The sequence below is a fragment of the Methylophilus sp. 13 genome (assembly GCF_015354335.1).
In the GTDB taxonomy this organism is placed as follows: Bacteria; Pseudomonadota; Gammaproteobacteria; order Burkholderiales; family Methylophilaceae; genus Methylophilus; species Methylophilus glucosoxydans.
In genome coordinates, this window is record NZ_JADKYR010000001.1 from 220795 (window position 1) to 244066 (window position 23272).

18 protein-coding genes are annotated in these 23272 nt (G+C 49.4%); 10 read left to right on the forward strand and 8 right to left on the reverse strand.

From position 1 onward, the window contains the following. Positions 1-263: 263 nt before the first annotated feature. From INP77_RS01085 to INP77_RS01110, 6 genes are all read right to left on the reverse strand, one after another. Positions 264-1415: a class I SAM-dependent RNA methyltransferase gene (locus tag INP77_RS01085; protein WP_368667876.1), complete on the reverse strand. Its 1152-nt coding sequence runs from the start codon at positions 1413-1415 to the stop codon at positions 264-266. After that, a complete protein-coding gene (locus INP77_RS01090; protein ID WP_194746869.1) occupies positions 1408-2199 on the reverse strand; it encodes a polyamine aminopropyltransferase in 792 nt (263 codons plus the stop codon). Before INP77_RS01090 ends, INP77_RS01085 begins: the two co-directional genes overlap by 8 nt. Further along, a complete protein-coding gene (locus tag INP77_RS01095; protein ID WP_194746870.1) occupies positions 2192-4093 on the reverse strand; it encodes a ribonuclease catalytic domain-containing protein in 1902 nt (633 codons plus the stop codon). The genes INP77_RS01090 and INP77_RS01095 overlap by 8 nt, the downstream gene beginning before the upstream one ends. A 93-nt stretch (positions 4094-4186) precedes the next feature. Then, entirely contained in the window at positions 4187-6310 is a 2124-nt protein-coding gene (locus INP77_RS01100) for an IPTL-CTERM sorting domain-containing protein (RefSeq protein ID WP_194746871.1), read from the reverse strand. A gap of 139 nt (positions 6311-6449) precedes the next feature. Then, a complete protein-coding gene (locus INP77_RS01105) occupies positions 6450-7010 on the reverse strand; it encodes a hypothetical protein (protein WP_194746872.1) in 561 nt (186 codons plus the stop codon). Beyond that, a complete protein-coding gene (locus tag INP77_RS01110) occupies positions 6995-7492 on the reverse strand; it encodes an archaeosortase/exosortase family protein (RefSeq protein ID WP_194746873.1) in 498 nt (165 codons plus the stop codon). The genes INP77_RS01105 and INP77_RS01110 overlap by 16 nt, the downstream gene beginning before the upstream one ends. Before the next feature lie 183 nt (positions 7493-7675). On the opposite strand from INP77_RS01110, the gene INP77_RS01115 reads away from it, so the two are divergent. The 3 genes from INP77_RS01115 to INP77_RS01125 all read left to right on the forward strand — a co-directional run bounded on the left by INP77_RS01115 (position 7676) and on the right by INP77_RS01125 (position 10284). Beyond that, positions 7676-9262: a YdiU family protein gene (locus INP77_RS01115; protein ID WP_194746874.1), complete on the forward strand. Its 1587-nt coding sequence runs from the start codon at positions 7676-7678 to the stop codon at positions 9260-9262. A gap of 8 nt (positions 9263-9270) precedes the next feature. Further along, the gene (locus tag INP77_RS01120) at positions 9271-9744 is read left to right on the forward strand and encodes a Fur family transcriptional regulator (protein ID WP_049638697.1); all 474 of its coding nucleotides are present in this window, start codon (positions 9271-9273) and stop codon (positions 9742-9744) included. A 123-nt stretch (positions 9745-9867) separates the two neighbouring features. Then, positions 9868-10284, forward strand: coding sequence for a thiol-disulfide oxidoreductase DCC family protein (locus INP77_RS01125; protein ID WP_194746875.1), 417 nt, complete (start codon positions 9868-9870; stop codon positions 10282-10284). Positions 10285-10463: 179 nt separating this feature from the next. On the opposite strand, the gene INP77_RS01130 is transcribed toward INP77_RS01125, so the two are convergent. Further along, positions 10464-12788, reverse strand: coding sequence for a DUF1989 domain-containing protein (locus INP77_RS01130; protein ID WP_194746876.1), 2325 nt, complete (start codon positions 12786-12788; stop codon positions 10464-10466). 332 nt (positions 12789-13120) lie between these two features. On the opposite strand from INP77_RS01130, the gene INP77_RS01135 reads away from it, so the two are divergent. The 4 genes from INP77_RS01135 to INP77_RS01150 all read left to right on the forward strand — a co-directional run bounded on the left by INP77_RS01135 (position 13121) and on the right by INP77_RS01150 (position 17285). Then, complete coding sequence (locus INP77_RS01135; RefSeq protein WP_228518701.1) at positions 13121-14587, forward strand: NAD(P)-binding domain-containing protein; 1467 nt, start codon at positions 13121-13123, stop codon at positions 14585-14587. Between the two features lie 93 nt (positions 14588-14680). Further along, the gene (locus INP77_RS01140; RefSeq protein WP_194746877.1) at positions 14681-15286 is read left to right on the forward strand and encodes a dimethylamine monooxygenase subunit DmmA family protein; all 606 of its coding nucleotides are present in this window, start codon (positions 14681-14683) and stop codon (positions 15284-15286) included. After that, on the forward strand, positions 15283-16236 hold the full coding sequence (locus INP77_RS01145) for a PDR/VanB family oxidoreductase (protein ID WP_194746878.1): 954 nt from the start codon (positions 15283-15285) through the stop codon (positions 16234-16236). Before INP77_RS01140 ends, INP77_RS01145 begins: the two co-directional genes overlap by 4 nt. An 11-nt stretch (positions 16237-16247) precedes the next feature. Further along, positions 16248-17285 (forward strand): DUF3445 domain-containing protein, encoded by a 1038-nt coding sequence (locus INP77_RS01150; RefSeq protein ID WP_194747485.1) that lies wholly within the window; start codon positions 16248-16250, stop codon positions 17283-17285. 25 nt (positions 17286-17310) lie between these two features. Here the strand turns inward: INP77_RS01150 and INP77_RS01155 are convergent, their stop codons facing one another. Beyond that, positions 17311-18690, reverse strand: a complete 1380-nt coding sequence (locus INP77_RS01155) for a PAS domain-containing protein (RefSeq protein WP_194746879.1) — start codon at positions 18688-18690, stop codon at positions 17311-17313. A gap of 41 nt (positions 18691-18731) precedes the next feature. On the opposite strand from INP77_RS01155, the gene INP77_RS01160 reads away from it, so the two are divergent. The 3 genes from INP77_RS01160 (at position 18732) to INP77_RS01170 (ending at position 23262) form a co-directional block, all read left to right on the forward strand. Continuing rightward, the gene (locus tag INP77_RS01160; protein ID WP_228518630.1) at positions 18732-20576 is read left to right on the forward strand and encodes a histidine kinase; all 1845 of its coding nucleotides are present in this window, start codon (positions 18732-18734) and stop codon (positions 20574-20576) included. Positions 20577-20593: 17 nt separating this feature from the next. Next, complete coding sequence (narL, locus tag INP77_RS01165) at positions 20594-21232, forward strand: two-component system response regulator NarL (RefSeq protein ID WP_049639842.1); 639 nt, start codon at positions 20594-20596, stop codon at positions 21230-21232. A 341-nt stretch (positions 21233-21573) separates the two neighbouring features. Beyond that, positions 21574-23262 carry an APC family permease gene (locus tag INP77_RS01170; protein WP_368667901.1) on the forward strand — a complete coding sequence of 563 codons (1689 nt, stop codon included), beginning with the start codon at positions 21574-21576 and terminating at the stop codon, positions 23260-23262. Positions 23263-23272: the final 10 nt, after the last annotated feature.

A 23272-nucleotide genomic window follows, 5' to 3' on the forward strand; every position in this document is an offset into this window, starting at 1 on the left:
TGAAATGTGACGACTTAAATCTGCTTAATCACGTTCAGCATAAGAAATGCTAACGATAATATTTGCCACTATAATTTATACTAAACAATAGAAATGCGGGTCAGATAAAACAATCATTAACATTTGATCCAAGCGTGCACTTTGAGACTGCAATGCAATCTGCCAGCGCCTGTCGTCCTTCACAGACACTAGAGATTGCAGCGGATGAATACATGCGACCTACATTGATGCATAAGGCATCGACGGATAAGAATACAACTGCCCTATTTACGGTTACTTCCTGCCACCATCTTGATTTCAAACAACCGGCATTCCAATGGGCCGTTATACAGTGGTGTTTTCTTGCTGGGGCTCAGACGCATGAGCTTGGGCAGGCGCAAGTCGTTGGTCAGGAAATAGGTATTCCAGCCAGAGAACTTCTGTTTGAGCGCAGCGGCCATTTCGGGGTACAAGGCGGCCAAGGTCTCATCTTCACCAATACGCACGCCATAAGGCGGATTGGCGACCAGAACACCGCTGTCAGCTGGCGGCACCACTTGCGTGAATTCCCAGTGTGTCAGTTGTACGGCGTCCAGCCAGCCCGCCATTTCCAGGTTCTGCTTGGTGACGCGTACGGCACGTAAATCCATATCCGAGCCGTAAATGCTCTGGAAACTGACCGGCTTGGCAGCTTTGGCCGCGGCATTGCGGATTTTACGGAAAGTATCAGATTCAAAGTTTTTGAGTTTTTCAAAGCCGAAATTGCGATTTAAACCAGGCGCAATATTGAGAGCCATCATCACCGCCTCAAGCAAAAAGGTGCCACTGCCACACATGGGATCCAGCAAGGCCTGGCCCGGCTGCCAGCCGGTGAGCTTGAGAATGCCCGCGGACAGGTTTTCACGCAACGGCGCTTCTATGCTGTTTTTGCGGTTGCCGCGCTGGTACAGCGGGTTGCCGGAAGTATCGACATACAGTTGGTAGCTGTCGCTGGTAAGATATACATGCACGCGGACCGCAGGTTCACGCGTATCGATATTAGGACGGCTGCCAACGGCCTGGCGGAATTTATCACAGATGGCATCTTTGACGCGCAGGGTAATAAATTCCAGGCTTTTGAGCGGGCTGCGCACGGCCGTGACCTTGACCATCATGCTGTGTTTGACATCAAACCAGTTAGGCCAGTTAATTTTGAGCGCGCCCTGGTAAATATCGTCTTCTTTCAGATACTGGCCCCGCCCCACTTGCATGAGAATGCGCGTGGCGACACGCGAATGCAGGTTGGCGTGATAGCACGCCGACAACTCGCCGCTAAAACTGGCACCGCCATCGGTGGCTTTAATGTCGCGCGCCCCGCTCTGCTTGAGTTCGTCGACGAGAATGGCTTCCAGGCCACGTGGGCAGGTTGCGAAAAAATGATTCAGAAAATTAGCCACCGAGTTGAAACTCCTTGCCGTTATTGGGGTTTGCGCCTTGCAGGCGGTCTATGAGGCCGGGAAAGTTGATACGATGCGTCTGCATGGCGTCTTGCGAACGTTTGCGCAACGTCGCCAGATCCGGGATGGGCAGTTCGGCTTTAAAGCCGAACACGATGATGTTACCAGGCTTGCCGGTAGGCATCATGAGCACGCGCTGGTCAAACGTCTGCTCCATGCGCTGCATGTAGATATCAAACTTTTTGTCCGAACCCCACAGGTTAATCGTAAACAAGCCATCCGGCGTCAGTGCATCGGCACAGTCGTCAAAAAAAGCCTGGGTGCAAAAGTCTGGCGGCAAGCCGTTGCTGCCAAAGGCATCCATCATGAGCCAGTCGACACTGCCAGGATGCTGCTGCAGATAGGCAATACCATCGCCTTCGATGATCTGTAATCGCGCATCGTCATCCGGCACAAAAAAATGGCTGCGGGCGACCTGGATCACTTGCGGATTCAGTTCCACCACCGTTTGTTTGATCTGCGGACAATATTTCCATACATATTTGGCAATCGACCCGCCGCCCAGCCCAACCAGCAACAGTTTGCGCGCGTCCGGCTTAAACAACAAGCTGCTCATGGCGCCCCAGGAATAGGCCAGGACCAGCGCAAACGGATCTTTCACGCTCATACTGCTCTGTATGGTCGGCGAGCCCAAGTGCATGGAGCGCACGCCATCCATTTCGGTGACCTCCACCATTTCAAAGTCGGAGACGGCTTTGTGCACTTTACGGTTAAATTTAAACATTAGGCGCCTCCAAGCTTGCTTCCACCACAGCCTCGGCTTCCGTTGAGGGTTCTGTGGTCTCTTCGATCAGGTGCAGGAATTTACAGTCCAGCTCCATCAGTAAAGTATCGACTTTTTGTACCGCCAGCCGGACTTTGCTGCCCGGCTTGGTCGCTGGCAAACTGTGTACCTTGGTCATATAGGGTAAGTTTTGCAGGCGCACCAGATTCTCACGCCAGACCGTTGCGTCGATTTCAGTGATATTTTCCTGGATCAGGTACTGCAAGCACCAGTAGCGCTCCATCCGCGTCTGGAACTCGTTGTAGGCATTATAAGTTTGATCAAAATTGCGCATATGGCCGACAATTTCATCACTGTTGGACGGGTAGACTGGCGGCGTCAGGGTCAACACGCTGATCAGTTGCCGCTGGTTGATCAAATCCACCGCGCGGCGCAACGGCGAGGTACACCAGGCATATTGCGCCACGCCCAGGCCCTGATGGCCTTCGGCTTTGGTGGTCATGTACACTTTGCCACCATTTTGTGCGCGATAAATACCGGGCACTTCGTTTTGCGCCAGTAACAGGCCCCACTGGCTATTGGCGGCAATCATGAGCTCTGCCACCAGTTTATCCATGGGCGAGCCGCGCTGGCGGTTGATAATGCTGACCTTACCCTCGCTCACATAAAAATTGTAATCCACCGGTTGTGGCCGGGTCGGGTCATATTTACCGCGCGCTTTTTCCAGGCTCTCGGCAAAGCGGAACAAAAACACCAACGGTTGCCATAGTGGATGGCCACTGTCCTCGGTCAGCGTCTGCTCGTTAAAATAAGGTTCCAGCGTGTCGTGGCGCAGGTTTTCGATGATGGTTACCTGCTCCAGACGGCTTTGATGGCTAACAATGCTGAAATCAGGTGCCACTTCAAGATACAGGGACAAGGCCGGTTTCACTTGGCCGGCATCCAGGCTAAACGGACGGATGGCCGCTTCAGGCAACATGGTGATTTTATGCCCGGGCATATACACCGTAGACAGCCGCTTCATGACCTCATTATCCAGCGACGCATGCGGCGACACTCCCAAGGCTGGCGCGGCAATATGAATCCCGACCTGCGTGTTGCCATTAGGCAGCGCGGTCATCGATAAGGCATCATCAATTTCGGTGGTGGTGCTGTCATCAATACTAAAGGCCTGCACCGCTGACAAAGGCAGTGCCTCGGGGAGATCAGCCAACGTAAAGGCCGGGAACTCCGTGCCATTGGCAAAGTATTCGCGTAAAAACGCCCCCAGATGGTAATCATGAATCGAGGCAATGGCGCCACTGGCATGCAGCACTTGCACCGGCAGTTGCTTGAGTTCGCTGGCTGCCTGATCCAGCGCTTTCCACTCCAGGCTGTTTTTATCCGGCGCGTAGAGCAATTGGTCCAGCTTGCTGGCAAAGCCGTCTGGCAGACTGTGCGCTTTGAGTTGTGCAACCATCTGTGCCAACAGTTCAGCTTGCTGGCGCTTTTTCTCCATCCCCGCCAATGCCGCTTTTAGCGTGTCCTCAGGCGCGGCCTTGTAGCGTCCTTTGCCTTTGCGGTAAAAATACATGGGCGCGCCATGCAATTTGATGGCAATGGCAGCAGCTTGCTGATGACTGGGTTTGCCGCCATAGTATTCCTCGGCCAGGCGTTCAAAACCAAACTCGTCCTCGCCACAGCATTCCCATAAAAAATCGGTATCCAGGGTCTCGGCTTCGGCCTGGGCGGCCTCCAGAAAACCGGACAAACTCCCCTCGAACCGCATCAAGACATTGGCGGTTTTGATTTTGCTGCGCTTGCCCGAGCTCGCTTCGACCTGCATGCTGCTATCGGCCTCGGACATGATGGAGGCGACTTTAAAGCCGCCATCCTCTTCATAAAATACGTTCATTCAACTGATTCTTTAAAATACAGCCGTAATGATACCTTAGCGCGTTTGATTCAGCGTGCAAGAAATGCCGAGATGAAAAAAGAAAAGGGAGCGCTAAACTCTCTGGAGGTTTCTGCGGTTCAAAAAAATCAACATACAAGCCAGGAGAATAAGCCCCCACTCAGGCAGCGTCGGCACATCAGTCACTGTGGAGGCCTGAGTGGCTGGTAACGAAAATGTTGTCGAGTTATTGCCAGTGTCAGCATCCGCCAAGTCAGAATTCACAGAGATGACCAACGGTGGGACATCCTGCGTATTGGTCCACGACAGTTGTACATTAAAACTGCTTGAACTCCCGACATTCAACTGTGCAACGCGGCAAGTCAGTGTTCTACCCTGCAATTGGCATCGTTGGTCTGCACTGACCAGATCCGCCCCCGTTGGCAAACTCAGTTGTACGGCAACATTGGTGGCATTCGAGGGCCCGCCATTGGCAACAGTTAAGGTGTAAAGATAAGGCGTGGCCAGCGCAAGTTGTTGGTTAGGGCCACTAAAAGTAACGGATAAATTGGCATTTGCCTGCGTGTTCAATTGCCATGACAGTTGATAACTACCGGCATCCGTTTGATTGGTGTTGAGGGCGATATGGTATTGGGTATTTGCGCTAGCTTGAAAATACAGGGGGGAATTCGCATTATCAATGCCTGCTTTAGGCGTTAATGCGCTGATTGCTGTCCCGGTATACACCGCAAGTCTGGGGTTCGCAACACTGCCATTGACGGTAAGCGTTACTTGGCCAGAGGCTGGTGCCGTCCACTGCAACCAGACCGTATTTTGCGCTGCCAGGTCGGCATGGGCTGGCTCGCTCACTTCTGCCGTCGCGAGCAGATTGGTGCCACTGACACTGCCAGAGTCGCCACTCATCAAGGCGGGGTTAGAAAATGAATCATTTTGCGGACGGGCTGCAGCGCTTAAATCCAGCCGGGGTTTGACAAGACTGTTACGACTGTCTATGACAGGTTTGCCAAAGCTGGTCAATCGCGCTTGAATTTGATCTGCTGTTTCATTAACAAACGCTGACCTTAACACGGCGACCGCACCAGCCACATGCGGAGACGCTTGAGAAGTGCCTGCCATCGTGATCCCTGCTGCGGTGATTAAAGCACCCGGCGCCAGCAGGGTTAAATAATTGGCACTGTTTGAAAAACAAGTGACTTTATCCGCGGCCGAAGTCGTATCGGTACAGTTACTATAGGCCAAGCCTCCAACATTACTGTCGTACACCGCCCCGACTGAAATGGCCGCTGGCGCGCAAGCAGGTGTGCTGATGCCATCCAGGTATCCATCATTGCCTGCGGCGACCACCACATTAATGCCGGCATCCTTTGCCCGTTGTATCGGGCTGGTAAAAGGATTGGACTGGCAGGGACTGGTATTTTTATCCGACGCCCCCAAGCTCATGTTAATGGCCACAATATTGTATGTGGCTCGATTGGCAACCGCCCAGTTGATCGCACTTAAAATATCGCTTGTATAAGCGCCGCCACTATTATTGAAGACATTGATTGCTGCAATTTTAGCCTCTGGCGCCACGCCCAATACCGTCGCCGCCACATTGCTACCATGATTTGGGCTGGCATTGGCTGTGCCAGAATTGACGATGGTGTTAGCCACCACCACGCGACACGTCGCCGAGGGCGTCGCCACCGCAGTACAAGGACCAAACGCCGACTTTGTAAAGTCTATGCCGTCATCAATCACGACCACAGTGGCCCCTGCCCCTTTGTAATTAACCTGGCTGACGACAGGCTGATTGATCAAAGGCAAGCTCTGCATGAGTACCTTATGCATGATCCGGTCAACATACACGGCCTTGATGTTGCCATTGGCCATGAAGGTTTTGAGCGACCTGAGCGATTTAAAACGCTTTAAGCTCAGTGGCAAGTATGGATAGTCTTTGACTCCCTGGATGCCCTGCTGCAGCTCTAGCGTTTTCATTTGGCTTTTAAGCGAAGCATACGCCTTGCGCTTGATTGCCAACACATCGTCATTATCGGTCTTGAGCCGCTTATTCAAGCGGGTTGCGATCAGGCTTTTATTCACAGACGCATCATCATATTCAACAATTAAATCCTGTGTCTCGCCCTGATTAAAACGGGTCAGGATTTCTGGCTCAATGTCTGCTGCATGAGAAAAGGTAGAAAAAGTGATGAGGAAATACAGCAGTAAAAAAGGCATCGTGCGCTATCAGGCATAGATTGTAATTAGCTTGCAGATGCTAAATTTGATTTATGAAGGCTTGATGAAGGCAGAACCATGCCCGGCAGGATGCGGGCATTGAGTGACCATGGCAAGCCCCCGCTGTACTCTCAAGCAGCTAAGCCAAGAAAATGGCCAAACAGCCTATCATCAATCCCAATATTAACCGGCCACCGTTTTCAAGTACCTGCTGCCAATCAGTCAAGATTGAAAAGTCTGCAATGCCATAGTGCGCATCAATCATTTGCCACAAGGCCGCCAGCAAAACGAATGGCACATCGATGCACCACACCAGCAGCGTGCCTAACAGCCCGTAAGCAAGGGCCAACAGGCGTTTACGCATAAGGATCTCCGGCCAGGACAGGATCAGCGCGAGGCATACCGCCAGGCTTTGCCAAAGATGCACCAGCGTCGTACTGGCATGCGCAACGCCGCTGGGGTCCACTGCAATAAAATGCTTTCCCAACCAGAAAGACTTTGCCAATCTCACCTCAAAATCGATGACTTGCGCATCGCTTACTGTCGTCACCTGGGCAGAGATCACCTCGAAATGACCATCAATCAAAGTCAATAGCCCTTTAAAAAGTGGTAAAAGTGCCTGGATACAGGGACTGAAAAATGCATTGAGCGCCAGCCCAATGCCCAACACATAACAGAAAAACATTATTGCAAAGCGCATGTGGACTCATCATCCGCCAGAGGTTGGGTAGAGGCGGCCAGCCACCATGCATAAAATATTCCGGTGGCGCCCAACATTAAAAAAGGCGCAAGAATACCGTGGGTAAAGGTAAAGTGCTGGCGATCGTGCTGCAATACCTCAAACAACAGCAGCAACCGTAGTTGATTGATTAAAAATAAAAACAGTAACCCATACAAGGCACCCAGCAGCTTTTGCCGCAGGCTTAATGTTGAGCTTAACAGTGCAGCGACCAACATTAGCATCATGTCCACCCCATCACAGCCATTGGCAATATTCATGCTGGCATGTGCGCCTGTCAGCAGACTGCCTACCACCGTCACTTGTTCGTCAGCCAGCCAGCCTATCGTAAAAGCCAATGTCCGGGTAATGACCTTGTTGATCCACCATGCGCCTAGGCCGGTATCGGCAACACTCAACCACATTTGCTGCATAACGATAAACAGACAAAAAAATATCAACACGCCTTTCAACTTTTTGAAGTCTTGAAAACTTAAACCTTGCAGATGGTTCATAGGGGAAAACGACTTTCAAAAACAGCTCTGTGCTACCACTGGATAGGCTTCATTGATAAAGCGCCAAAGTGTAGCATGGATAAAATGTTATGATTAAAAGCACGATTGAACTCACGGTAACGCCCATTTTAAATGCGCCCTTTAACTTTTGATAACCGTTTTGTCCGCGAACTGCCGGGCGACCCGATCCGCCATAACTACACCAGACAAGTCAGTGACTGCCTATGGTCTGCCGTACAACCCACCCCGGTCAAAGACCCGCAACTGATCGCCTACAGCGCAGAAGTGGCCGGGATGCTGGGACTCACCGCCAGCGACATGCAAGACCGCGAACTGATACAAACGCTGGGCGGCAATGGCATGCTGGACGGCATGTTTACCTATGCCACCCGCTACGGCGGCCACCAGTTTGGACATTGGGCAGGGCAATTGGGCGATGGACGTGCCATTTTGCTGGGTGAGTTAGTGCATGGCGGCAAGCGTTTTGAATTGCAACTTAAAGGCGCAGGCGAGACCCCCTACTCGCGCTCGGCAGATGGCCGTGCCGTATTACGCTCCAGCTTGCGCGAATTTTTATGCTCGGAAGCCATGTACCATCTAGGCGTGCCGACCACGCGCGCCTTAAGCCTGGTCAAAACCGGTGACCAGGTGGTGCGTGACATGTTTTACGATGGGCATCCGCAGCTGGAACCTGGCGCCATTGTCTGCCGCGTGGCCCCTTCATTTACGCGTTTTGGGCATTTTGAGCTGCTGGCCAGCCGTGAAGAATTCGCGCTGTTAAAACGCCTGATTGGCTTTACCCTGGACCGGGACTTTGCCGACTGGTGGCCCTCAACTGGACTGACGCTGGATGTGAATGACCCAGCCCCAGAGCTGATTGAAGCCTGGTTTGAAGAAGTGTGTTCCCGTACGGCAGTCATGATCGCGCACTGGATGCGTGTGGGCTTTGTGCATGGCGTGATGAATACCGATAACATGTCTATCCTGGGCCTGACCATAGACTACGGCCCTTATGGCTGGATAGATAATTTTGACCCCGGCTGGACACCCAACACCACCGACGCACAAGGGCGCCGTTATTGCTTTGGCCGCCAACCCGATATTGCCCGCTGGAACCTGGAACGGCTGGCAGAAGCCTTGGGTACGCTGTTGCCATCTACACAAGGCCTGGCGGACGGAATCGCCACCTATGACCAAACTTACTTCCGCGCCCTCACCAGCAGCCTCGCTGACAAGTTTGGGTTTGAGCGCTGGCAGGAGGGGGATGGCGAGCTCATCAACCAGATTTTTGAGTTCATGACCCGTGCCGAAATTGACCAGACACTGTTTTTCACCCAGCTTGCGCAAATTGACCTGCAACAACCACAAGTCAGCACGCTGCAAAACGCTTTTTACACGCAAAAAGGCTGGCAAGATTTTAATCAGGATATCCAGGCCTGGCTCATGACTTATTGCCAACGCCTGGCGCAATCCCAGCAATCGGTGGCTCAACGCCAGCACCGCATGGCTGCCGCCAATCCGGTCTATGTGCTTCGCAACTATCTGGCCCAAGAAGCGATTGATTTGGCCACAGCAGGCGACAATAGCCGCCTGCTGGAATTACTGGAAGTATTACGCCACCCGTATACCCTGCAGCCTGGCAAAGAGCACTTTGCGGAAAAGCGCCCGGACTGGGCAAGACAAAAGGCGGGTTGCTCCATGCTGTCGTGTAGTTCATAATTTTAGCCATGGTTACCGCTGAACAACTAATGATAGAGGCCGGGTTACGCCCTACACAAGCACGAACGGCCGTGCTCACGACGCTGATCAACTCGCATACCGCCTTGAGCCAGCCTGAAATCCTCAACGCCTTGCAAGGCGTCAAAGAAATCGACCGGGTCACGGTGTATCGCGTCCTCGACTGGTTACAGGAAAACGCGCTGATTCATAAGATATCCACCGAAGACCGCGCCTGGAAATACCAGTTAAACAGCCCCAAACGCAGCTTTAAAACGCCGAGCACCTCCTCTCCAGGCATGCTTAACAACCACGGCCACGCCCACCTGCTCTGCCAGTCCTGCGGCACCGTGTTATGCATACACGAACTCGCTGCGCATATTCCACAGGCGATTTTTGATACTTATCAGGTGTCAAATATTGAGATTAGCTTGAAGGGATTGTGTCCGGATTGCCAGAAAGCGGCTGCAGTCGCACACGCTTAACCTGTTGGTGTTGTAGACGCCATGAGCACGCGAACTTGCGTGATTTTTGATGCTCATAAGTGAGTGGATTAAAGGCCTAAGACCAGCGCTTTAATCTAGCAAAGTCCCTTTGAGAACTAAATCATGTGCTCACAAATTACCTTTCCGCTGACCATTTATTACGATGCCTCCTGCCCCTTGTGTCGGACTGAAATAGAGACGCTGAAGCAAGCTGATGATACAAACCAGTTAATACTGGTCGACTGTTCGCAAACTGCAATGCAGTTACCCGACAGTTGCCCGGTCACGCGTGACGCCCTGATGAACAGGATTCACGCGCAAGACGCCATGGGACGCTGGATCAATGGTGTCGATGTGTTTGCCGCGGCATACACCGTGACAGGCTTCACAAAGATGGGCAAATTCTGGTCTAGCCGGATACTGCGGCCCTTGCTTAGCCGAGCCTATCCGTGGGTGGCCGACCACCGACAGTGGCTTAGCAAAACACCCTTGCCGTGGTTGTTGCATAAGCTCATCTCAAAAAACGCCAAGCCGCGCTAGTTGGCTCATCACAATGACCTTAGTGATTGGTCTGGCAAAGACCCTTACACTCTAAATCTTTGCCATGCTGGATGCACCGACTCAGTGTATGCATCACAATTCAGCGCGGAGAAACGCCCCCCAGCAACACAAAGGCATTAAGACCATGTACGACACAGGATCTATATGTCTCATCAGCCTCATGCGAGTAGTTTCTCGCGCTTAGGGTCATAAAAAGGCAACTTCACGACCTCTCCCGCCAAACGTTTCTGTTGCCCATCCAGCTTACCTATATCCAGGCGCGTGCCTATGCTGGAAAAATCGGGTGCCACGCGCACGATAGCAATCTGTTTTCCCATCAATGGCGAATAAGTAGCGCTGGTGACGATGCCAACCGGGAAACGCCCATGATAAACATGATCGCCATGACTGGCAGGGTCGCCACCTTGCAGAATCATGCCGACTAAACGATGTCGGCTCTCTGGCGCTTGCCGCGACAAGGCTTCACGGCCGATAAAGTTTTCCTGTTTGCTATGTAAAGGCACACTGAAACCAGTGCCTGCTTCAAATGGATTGGTACTGTGGTCAAACTCGTGCTCAGCCATACTCAAGCCGGCTTCAATGCGCAGGATGTCAAGCGCATTCAACCCCATAGGGGCAATCTGAAAGCGCTGACCCGCTTGCCACACAGCATCCCATAATGCTTCGCTATCATCGGGGTGACACCAGACTTCATAGCCCAGTTCGCCTGTATATCCGGTTCTGGAAACCATCAAGGGCACGCCTGCAGCCCCTCCTAGCCGGCCAATCGTAAAGTGAAACCATTTGAGTTTTTCAACCGAGGGCTGACTATCAGGGGTCCAAATCAGCTTGCTTAACAATTCACGGCTGTTCGGGCCCTGCACAGCGAGATTGTCTAGCTGTGCGCTGGCGTTGCGGATGCTGACTTTAAAGCCTTTTTCTTGGGCTTTTTCCCTCATCCAGATACCGGTGTATTCCGCACCGCAGCACCAGCGAAAAGCCTGTTCCCCCATACGGAATATGGTGCCATCATCGATCATGCCGCCGGTTTCAAGACAAATCGCCGAGTGCGCAATTTCACCGATGGCCATGCGGCTGATGTTCTGCGTTAATACATACTGCAAAAAAGCCACCACATCAGGGCCGACGATTTCAAATTTGCGTATCACCGACAAATCTAACAATGCCACGCGTTCACGACAGGCGAGATATTCGGCATTCGTCCCCCAGCCATCGTATTCAGTGGCCACCCAATAGCCTGCATAGTCGATAAACTTTTTGGTCAGTGCGGAAGTTCGGGGGTGAAAACCAGAAGATTTGGTCATGCGTGGCAGCTCCTCAGAAGTGTTTCGATAGGCAATGGCGCGTGGGAAAAATTGTTCAGCATCGTAAATACGCACATGAATATCGGTCGGATGCCAGCCATTGGCAGGATCAATATCGTCAGGACAAGCAGAAGAGGCGCAGACAAGGTCTCGCTCAGCACGCATTAAAATATAATCCCCCGCCCGTGACCACGGTTCATCCATCAGCACGGCGCCCGAGGCGTCAATAAAGGTGTTAAAAAACAAATTAATCGCTGGCCAGCCAGCCCGTGGTGCAATGCCATACTTAGCCAACAGTTGGTTAAAGTTGTCGGTGCAACTGGCGTGGCCGAAATAGCCACTGTCTTCGTAGTATTTGGGGGTACAAGCCAGTAGAAAACTATCGTGCCGACCCACGGTATCCTGCACCACTTCTGTCATCGGTTTCAGATCCGAACCAAGGTATCGTGAGTGCAATCCGGGTACAGGATTGCTCAAGCCCATCACCGTTCTGGTCGCTGTCGCATCCAGCCCCAACACAATGCCTTGTTCCAAAGCCTGTTTATCAAACGCAATAAAATCCGAGCACTGCTTGCCAGACACATCAATAATCTGAATCCATTCGCCTTTTTTGACTTCATAGGTCTGTGCCGTGGCGCGATTAACCCTCAACTCGTGCTTGATTGGCGCCAAGGGTGCGGGCAAGGGTGGTTCTGCCAGATTGGCGTAAGTCACGGTAATGTCCACTTCAGTGACTGGCGTGTGCGCTTCAACGGACATGTTTGGGCCAGCCACGACAATCACGACAGTCAAAGCATTTGCTGCTGTAAATTTGGCATGCTCTGCACCTGACACTGTGATTGCTTGCTGTAAAGAAGCGTCATCCAGCTGCCAAGTGTTTAATTGATTACGCAGCCTTTGGGAGGCTGCACCACCCTGCTCAAGTTGCTGTTGAATACCGATAGCGACGCCTGGCGGACGCTTATCGAGTAACGCAGGTGCCAATGTGCCATGAGCATCCAATACAATCAGCTCAGTGCTTTGCGCTTGGTCTGGACTTAGAATTTCAAGCCGGTCGCCCGCGCTCAGCGATAATTGAATGGCATGTTGTCCATCCAGACGGTACTTGCTAATAGGCTTGGTGAAGGAAGCGCCAAAATAATAGTCCTCCCCCCACTGCTGTTCTTTGATTGCTTGCATCGATTCACCATGTCTTACGAAGTGTCCAAGTTAAGAGCGTGCCTATCCTATGGATATCTATTAATAGGTTGATATTCACCAACAGGCTGTTATCCAGTGCACTAATATTGACTTTGACGGCATGAGATTCAATTACCCTCATGGCGTACCTCTTTGGTATTAGGCTTCGCCCTCACTCAGCCATGTCAACAGTGCATAAGTGCCAGCGATTCTGTTGTATCCACAATGGCTGGGCTATGCGCGGTCATCAAAACGCACTCAACACATTTCCAGCCACGGCCTAATCAACGTGATGACCTCACCATCACTTACCCAATTTGGAGTACTTCTTGATGAGGATTTTTCATCTTGGTGAAGCAGGTTACTTTAGCGACATCGCGCTTCTAAACGCGGCGCAAACTAATCAATCAGATTTATGGAGAATCCTAATGTCAACGCGAATAGCCATACTCGGCGCGGGTCCTAGCGGCCTCGCACAGCTTAGAGCCTTTCAATCAGCCCAGGCAAAAGGCGCTCAAATTCCAGAAATTGTGTGTTTTGAAAAACAAAGCGACTGGGGTGGGTTGTGGAATTACACCTGGCGTACAGGGACAGATGAACATGGCGAGCCTGTCCATGGCAGTATGTATCGTTATCTTTGGTCTAACGGTCCCAAAGAGTGTCTGGAATTTGCCGACTACACCTTTGAAGAACATTTTGGCAGGCCGATCGCCTCATACCCACCACGCGAAGTGTTGTTTGATTACATCAAAGGTCGCGTAGAGAAAGCAGGTGTGCGCAATTATATTCGCTTTAATACGGCTGTACGCAATGTCATCTTTAGTGAGGTGACTCAGAAGTTCACCGTGACTGTGCAAGATCACACCACGGATACCATTTACGCAGAGGAATTTGATTACGTGGTCTGCGCAACAGGGCATTTCTCTACCCCAAAAATCCCGAGTTTTGAAGGCTTTGACAAGTTTGGCGGCCGCATCTTGCATGCCCATGATTTCCGGGATGCCCTGGAGTTTAAAGACAAAGACATTCTATTGGTTGGCAGTAGTTATTCCGCAGAAGATATAGGCTCACAATGTTACAAATATGGGGCACGCAGCATCATCAGCTGTTACCGCACCGCACCAATGAATTATAAATGGCCCAAAAACTGGGAAGAAAAACCCAATCTGGTCAGAGTCGATACGGATACTGCTTATTTTCTCGATGGCAGCTCGCGAAAAGTGGATGCGATTATTCTGTGCACCGGCTATTTGCACCACTTTCCATTCCTCGCAGATGATTTACGCCTAAAAACCAACAATCGACTATGGCCACTTAACCTGTATAAAGGCGTTGCATGGGAAGACAATCCAAAATTCTTCTATATCGGCATGCAGGATCAGTGGTATTCCTTCAATATGTTTGATGCGCAGGCTTGGTACGTGCGAGACATTATTTTGGGACGTATTGAATTACCGGCAAAAGCCGAGATGAAAGTGCATAGCATGCTATGGCGTGAAAAAGAACTGGCGCTACAAACGGCGGAAGAAATGTACACCTACCAAGGCGACTATATTCAGGAGCTGATAGATGCCACTGATTATCCATCATTTGATATTCCTGCGGTCAACAAGACCTTCCTTGAATGGAAGTATCATAAAAAGCAAAACATCATGACTTTCCGTGATCACTCTTATCGCTCCTTGATGACGGGCACCATGTCCCCACCCCATCACACACCTTGGTTAGAGGCGTTGGACGACTCATTAGAAGCCTATCTCTCCGATAAAAGCGAATTGCCTGCGGTGAAAGAGGCTTAAGTTAAAGGATATGTTCTCTAAGGTGCTCACTTCATCCTGCGCAAAAAGCACCCTTATTGGATAACCATGGATATGATTTAACGGAAAAATACGATGGAACGCGGATATTGGATTCGAAGTAAGCCGGTCTATTCAACCTTGGTCTGGCAACAACAAGCAAACGCACATATTGTGCTGGTTGAAGGCAGTGCTGGGGGCCTGGCGGCAATGAAGTTATTCCAGCAAATGCATCCAGAGCACCCTACCAAAGTACTCTACGCGAGAAACCCCGTGGTGCAACAGGATTTCAGCGTCCCCTTAAGCAAGGTCGTGCCGGATGCGCTGTTGATGTTTGAAACGACAGAGGAGTCTCTCGTTGCATTTGAGGCCCATTTATCCAGTGCATGCATGGGCTTACGCATCTACGTGGCAGGCTCTGAGCGCTTTATCTGGCAGGTGGCTCAAATGGCTGACAAGTATGGCATTGATGACAGTGACATCCTCAAAGAGCTCGTTGGCACCTTAGCTAGGCCTATCTATTGCGTGCACTGCAAGACCATCTCTTATGAAGCGCATACCAATATCAAAAAATGTGATGGCTGCGGCAAACAACTGTTTGTCAGAGACCACTTTTCTAGACGTCTTGGTGCTTATATGGGGCTGATGGTGGACGCTGAAGACCCAGGGCAGATTCCAAGCATTGAGGAGATTTATCCTTGAGTACATTTAAAGTTGTTGTTTCAAATATTCAGCAAATCACTCCGCTGATTAAGCAGTTCTCTTTTATCAGGGAGGATGGCGCAAGTTTCCCTCCATTTTCAGGGGGAAGTCATGTGGTTGTTGCGATGAACATTAATGGCCGACTCCATCGCAACCCTTACTCACTGATGGGCTCTCCACAGGCGCCTGATGCTTATCACATTGCCGTGCGCCTACAAGAGCACTCACGCGGCGGCTCGGCTTACCTCCATCACGAGGTAAACGTTGGCTCTCAATTAGAAATCACGTATCCAAATAACTTATTCGCGTTGGATAAAAGAGCGCGTAAACATCTACTCGTCGCTGGTGGCATTGGCATCACCCCATTCATGTCGCAGATTGAAGATTTAATCAGGACCAAAGCCAATTACGAATTGCATTACGCCTATCGCTCTCAGGATCACGCGGCATTCACCTCTACCCTGAAAGAAAAATGCGATGAAAGAATCCGTGTGTATGTCGAAAGCGAAGGACTCAGCATTGATCTCAAAGCGCTATTAAGCAAACAACCCCTGGGCACCCACGTCTATGTGTGTGGACCGAATGCGATGGTGGTGGCTTTAATTGAAACGGCGCGATCACTGGGTTGGCCAGAAAATCATATCCATAGCGAACAGTTTTTAGCGCCGCCTTCAGGTGAACCATTCAAAGTGAAATTGGCAAAATCTAACATTGAAGTTCATGTCCCCGCAGAAATGAGCATGTTGGAAGCCATTGAAGCGGCAGGGGTGGATGCGCCCTACTCTTGCCGTGGCGGCGCATGTGGCCGCTGTGAGCTGGAAGTCATCCGAACTGATGGCGTGCTGGTGCATCAAGATCACTATTTATCAGAAGCAGACAAGGCGGCTGGCAAAAAGATTATGCCTTGCGTCTCGCGCGCAAAATGCCACTCCTTAGAAATCAATCTTTAACAGGAAATGCTATGAGCTTAGCTTTTAAAAAAGAAACCTTTCGTGATGACTATACTTACCAAAACTCACCCGAGGCCATCAAACGGTTTCCATTTCCGTTCGCAGAAGACACCTATATGTATTCAGTGAATATTGAGCCCCACACCAAGGGGCCGGTGGGCGCTGTGACTGAATTTGCTTTTGATATTGATGAGCACTACGTCGCTGAATGCGAGGATAAAGCCAAAACATTAGCGCTAGATGCGGGACGGTACCAGGCCTTGCCACACATGGCGGAGGCGCAATGGGACTTTCTAGAGCTGACGATGGAAAGTTTATCGAACGACTATCCTGACCTATTTTTGCTCAAAAAAGACGGCCTATTGTGGACCTGGGAAAATAAACCGCTTGGGATTAAAAACACGTTTACATTTGGCGACAGCACCTCATTTGACATGGATCCAATGGAGTATATGGGGAGACAGGTGCAAGGTGACTTTGTGCTATTGGATCAACGCAACGGTACCTTGTACGCCGATGCTGGCTTTATCACCAGCCAAGCAGATTGGTCGTTGGCCTTTGATGTGGGCATGGCGTGGCATGAGTGGCACGGCCCTGTCCCGCAAGTGACGAAACTCGGTGTGATGGACCGTGCTTTAAAATTCCTCATGGCCTTGCAATTGGGTGCACCCGTACGGCGTTTAAATTGGACCATGACAATTAATCCAAGATTAGATACCTCGCCCGAAAACTATCCCTTATGGGGCGGCGACCGTAATAAAGTGACCATCGACAATGTGGGCGAGCTTGTACATTTACGTGTTGAGTTACAAAGTCTATTCAGATTGCCACGCAGCAATGCCATACTGTTCAGTATTCGCTGCTATTTAATCAATATGAATGAGTTGACCACTTCTGCACGCTGGGCAAAGCGCTTTCATCGCGTGCTAAAGTCATTACATCCGGATTTAGTGGAGTACAAAGGCTTAACCAAGTTTAAAGATTTAACGGTGCAATGGCTGTCTAAAAAAGATGATGGCGCAGAAGTGGCATTAGGGACGCACCCATAATGCTGGATACCCTCTAGCTTGAAAATCACATGAAATACTTTTGTAAACTCTGTATGGCCTGTGATCCATCTTCTTGAGCCACATCGGTAATGAAGCCTTCAAGTGCTAACAACTCTCCAGCACTTGAAAATACCCCTTTACCCTGCTCTAGTACCCATTTAACCGCGCCAGAACGCGTATAAATACGATAAAGTAATTGGAATTTTTGTTGATGCCTGATTTTCTCTTGCACATGATCCCAGGCGATATTGCGGTCCTCAGGATGAATAATCTGGGCATAGGAAAAGTTGGAGTTGCCTATCATTTCATACGGTTCGTAACCGGTAATATCAACCGCGCCTTCACTGACAAATTCAAAACTCCAGTTTTTATCATTTTTACAACGATAAATCATGCCAGGCGTATTGTTGATGAGCGCATTAAGCAGATGACGATGACTTCTTTTGGTAGACTCCGTGAGCTTCATTTGGCTGATATCGGTGAGGGTACCGATGATGCTGGATCGTTCGCCTTTGTATGCGGTGGTGTTTTTAGCACGCAACTCCACCCAATGAGAATCGCCATTTCTGGCAATCAGACGAAACTCGACGACGGTCTTATTGCGCTTTCCTTGAATCAGAGAAGTGATTCTCGCCTCAGCCAACGGTTTATCTTCTGGATGCACAAAAGTAAGTAAGGTTTTATTGAGACATTCTTGTACTTTGTAACCTAACATCGATTCCCAAGAATGATTTAAGAATATGATTTCTTGATTCACTTTAAGATAAAACACAATTTGTTCTATGTGATTGATGAGTTGCTCATGGATTGAGTTTTCAAGCTCACTGGATTCCACCATCTTTTGTGAAAGGCTTGAAGAGAATTGGAGTAAATTGACAACAGATCGACTGTCTTCTTGTATGGGTGAAATGGAGACGTGTGTCGGTAAAATGCTGCCATCCAGGCAGAGCAAACGAATGCGTAAGTGATTCTTTTTATCTTGTGTCGCCGTTGTCTTTGCAAATAGAGAAGCCAGCAGCTGATGGTCGCCAGGATGAATAATATTGGTCAACGGCATCCCGACCACTTGCTCCTGCATGCTTAACATGCCAATTTCCATCAGAAATGCTTTGTTCGCAAACTTAACAATGTAGCCATCAATGACTGCGGCAGGCGTAGAAAGATTGCTGGACACATCGTTGGCCCAAGTCACGCTATGATCCATCGATGGCTTGGGATGACGCGTATAATGTTTACGAAAGATGGGGTAGATTGCAATCAACAACAATGAAGACAATGCAGTGGTTGCAGCGATCATCAATGCAGATAAATGCGTGTTAAATGAAGCGCCAGACACCCACCATGCGTTAAAGACGATAAAAAAAATGACACTCAATATTAGTGTGCTAAAAACAAACAAACTCATCTAAGCGCCTTTCGCGGGAAATTTCAATTCCGGAGTCATCCTTGAGCATTCAATTTGCAAGCCTGATCAAAAGCATCAAAGATCTGACAATACACACATTGTATGCAAAGCTTATCATATTAATTTTTTGTATTACTTCCAGCTTGATACTCATGCAGGCCGGCTCTCTTTTTTTGCTCGACTACACTGCTAACAATCAAAAAGTCATTCAAAACATCACCAAAGAGCAGATTTTCTGGCAACACTTTTCTGACACCGCCATCGGAGAAGCGCCGGAGAAATTACCCGAAGCAATCCTTAAGGCCGATCCCCATTTACGCTTTGATCTCGGCAAGATGGTGGCACAGATTAACAACCATGATGCCACGCAAGTCAATCAACTGTTACAGAAACTCAGAGAAGCAAGAGAAAAAATCAGTGACAGCCACTTTCAACAAGCGTCCATCACCTCGCAACGACTCACGGTTCAAACCTTAATCTCAAGCTATGAGCAATTGGTCGCGCTATTGTTGCAAGAGGTCGAGGCAAAGCAATCAGTGATTGCACTGCTGCAGCTGCTGAGCATTTATTTAGCCATCAGTTGCTTGATCACCATCGCGTTTAGAGCGAGAAAGCTCCTGGTTCATCGTCTGGATACGCTAGTCAGTTTTGCTGGCTCAGACGCGCAAAATGAACAGCGCGAGCAGGATGAAGATGAGTTTGTCAAAATTGAACGCCTGGTCTACGAAACCTCGGCAAGACTAGAAGGGTTTAAAGCAGAAAACGAATGGTTCAATCAAAATAGCAGTGAACGCCTGCGTCGATTAATTAGATCACAAGACTTTCTGCATGAATTTGTAGAATCTATCAACAACACTTTATTAAGCGAAACAGTCTTACGCAAAAGTTTATTCTCGCTGGAAAAGGCCTTAAACATTTTGAATGTCTCTCTCATTTTTACCGAAAATGACTTGGGCATTTCAACAGAGCGCGTTTTATTTTCCAATCACAAACCAGAAAAACTCAGTGACGCCATTTTAGAAGATCTCACCACAACGAATCTGGTGAGATTCTGTACCAATGACAATTCGTCACATGACAATGGCTTTCAATGCATTGCGGTCGGCTTCGTCACCCCCACTGGGGCATTGGGCGTGTTACAGGTCGAGGCGGATCTTGAGCATGTGTTTGATGAAACAGAAACGCAATTGATAGAACTGACGGCACATTTACTTTCTATGGTGATGGGTTTCCAAGGACGGGAGCAAGAGGGGCGGCGTCTGGCATTGTTAGAAGAGCGTGCGGCCATTGCCCGTGAATTGCACGACTCTCTGGCGCAATCATTGTCGTTCATGAAAATTCAAATTTCGCGGCTGCAAAGTGCAAGCAACAACCAATTAGAGACGAATGAATTTCGCGGCATTGTCAACGAATTGCGCGATGGCTTGAATACGGCTTATCGTGAGCTACGCGAGTTATTGGCAACCTTCCGCGTACATATGGATGTGCGGGGATTGAATTCGGCGATTCAGACTGCCATTGATGAATTTAGCCAGCGCTCCAACCTATCCATTTCCCTGGATAATCGTCTGATAAACTGTCGCTTGACTGTCAATGAAGAGTTTCATATTTTACATGTATTGCGTGAGGCACTCTCCAACGTAGTGCGCCATGCAAACGCAAGTAGAGTGGAAATCTCACTTAATTTTCAAAGCAGTGGAACCATCATTATCATCATTGATGATGATGGTATTGGCTACACCGCCACTGAAGCGTCTGGCCATTATGGACAGAGCATCATGCAAGAGCGGGCAGAAAGCCTGGGGGGAAATGTTGCGGTTCTCAGACGCAAACAAGGGGGCACGCGAGTGCGCTTGATTTTCACGCCACAGTTGCCTCAATCATAGAAAGACATTTAAAAATGATGCAGACCCAATACAAAGTGTTCTTGATTGATGATCATGCCCTCTTCCGCAAAGGGGTTGGGCAAATCATAGATGCAGACCCTGCATTCAAAGTAATCGGTGAAGCCGCCTCAGGGCAAGAGGGTTTGGATACTGCCATTGGCTTTAAACCAGACATTGTGTTGATAGACCTCAACATGAAAGGAATGAATGGCATAGAGACCTTACGCCAATTTAAAGCGTTAGATCTCACAGCCAAATATGTGGTGCTGACGGTGTCAGATGCTGAAGACGATTTATTAGAGGCCTTGCGCGCAGGTGCTGATGGCTACTTATTAAAAGACATGGAGCCGGAAGACCTCTGTGCCAACTTAAAAAAAGTCGCTAATGGCATGACGATTATTCAAGACACACTCACTGAAGTGCTAAGAACAGCCCTTTTAGAGCCTAAACCTCAACGTAAAGATGAGCAGGCTTCGCTCACTGAGCGTGAAAGAGAAATATTGCAATGTCTCAGTGACGGACTCAATAACAAAACGATTGCGCGCAAACTTGGCATTAGCGACACCACCGTGAAAGTGCATATCAAACATTTATTGAGCAAACTTAAACTAAGCAGCCGCTTAGAAGCCGCAGTCTGGGCACACAATCAAAAATAAGGTGTACTAGCGCAGACCTCGTGCCTTTTTAGCGCTCAGCAAAAAGGCCTTTTCAAATTGTGCGTAGGCGCAAGGTCACGCATACGCGCCTATCAACACCTCCCCCCTCCAACGCTCCTTTGAAATCTTCTCCAGCTACCCCTTAAGGAGTAATCCGTAGTGAGAATTTAGTAAACAGCTGCAAATCATCAAAATAGATTCCATTGTGGATGTATTGACTTAATCCCATGTGCAGTTGATATCTGATTGTCATTGAACGTTGATCTTCTTATTAGCCTTTCTTGAAATCAGTAGATAGGTGAAAAAAAGAAGGCTTTTAGGGAAGGGAAAATAAGGTGAGTATAAATTCTTCGATTGATATATCTCAAGCCGGCTTCGCAGGTGGTGCTGAAAGCAAGCACACGCTGCATCGAAAGATTGGTTGGCAAGGTGCATTTTGGGTCGCTAGTGGCGTGCCAGCGCTTGTATTGTTTTCTATGGGCGCCATTTCGGCAACGGTAGGCAAACCAGCTTGGTTGGTATGGGCTATTTCTATCACATTTGGTTTTATTCAAGCATTTACGTATGCAGAAATTGCAGGCTTGTTTCCACATAAGTCTGGCGGTGCTTCGGTATATGGCGCGGTTGCATGGGTAAGATATAGCAAGTTTATCGCGCCAGTCTCAGTGTGGTGTAACTGGTTCGCATGGTCTCCAGTATTGGCTATCGGTTCTGGATTGGCTGCAGGCTACATTTTAAGTGCCTTATTTTCCCCAGATGCCGCCATCAACACCTGGCAAATTACTCTCATGGATTTGAGTAGCATTAAAGCTGGCTTAAGCTTAAGAATTAACGCAACGTTTATTCTCGGGGCTGCCGTTTTACTCACAGTGTTTTCGATACAGCACGGTGGTATTTTACGTTCTGCCAAAGCAACCATGATCCTGGGGGTCACAGCTTTAATTCCACTCATGCTGATAGGCTTGGTGCCTATCCTCACCGGCGACATGCCTATGGCGAATTTCTTTCCCTTGGCGCCTTTAAGTTATGACACAGCCGGGAATGTGATTGATGGTATTTGGAATATTGAAGGCTGGAAATTAATGGCGGCGGGCTTGTTTATTGCTGCCTGGTCAACGTATGCCTTTGAAACCGCCGTCTGTTACACACGAGAATTCAAGAACCCTAAAACAGATACTTTTAAGGCCATTTTCTACTCAGGTTTGCTGTGTATTGCGGTGTACACACTGGTGCCCATCGCTTTTCAGGCGCATTTAGGCTTAGGCCATTTGGTGACGCCAGCGGTGACAGATGCCGCGGGTAACGTAACGACTGGCGCGGTATACGATGGGATGTTGGCACCAGACATTTACAGTGGCATGGGCGTTGCCGGGGTGTTGTCGAGTATGTTGGGCGGCTCCAAGCTGATTGTGACAGTATTGGTAATTATGCTGGTTTTGGCTCTTTTGCTCTCGATCATGACCTCCATGGCCGGTTCTTCTCGTACGCTTTATCAAGCCTCTGTCGATGGCTGGCTGCCCAAATACTTGTCTCAAGTCAATGAGCATGGCGCGCCTACCAAAGCGATGTGGACAGATTTGTGTTTCAACCTGCTGTTATTGCTGATGTCAGACTATGTGTTTGTATTGGCTGCCTCCAATGTTGGTTACATCATTTTTAATTTCCTCAATCTGAATTCCGGCTGGATACACCGCATGGACAGACCGAACTGGGACCGCCCATACAAAGCACCTACTATCCTACTGCTTTTAGGCGGCTTGCTCGGTTTTGTTAACCTGGGATTGATGGGATTAGGCGCTGACGTCTGGGGGGCAGGCACCCTCAATGCCGGACTGTTTTTTGCAACCTTGATTGTGCCGGTTTTTATTTACAGACACTTCATCCAGGATAAAGGTGTATTTCCATCAGCCATGCTAGAAGATATGCAACTAGACAATGCAAAGGATGCCGTCATGAACCGCGCTGGCGTGCTCCCTTACATAGCGTTGCTGGTGGGCGTCTTGATTGTCTTCTGGCTGCATAGCATTTAGTTCAAATTGG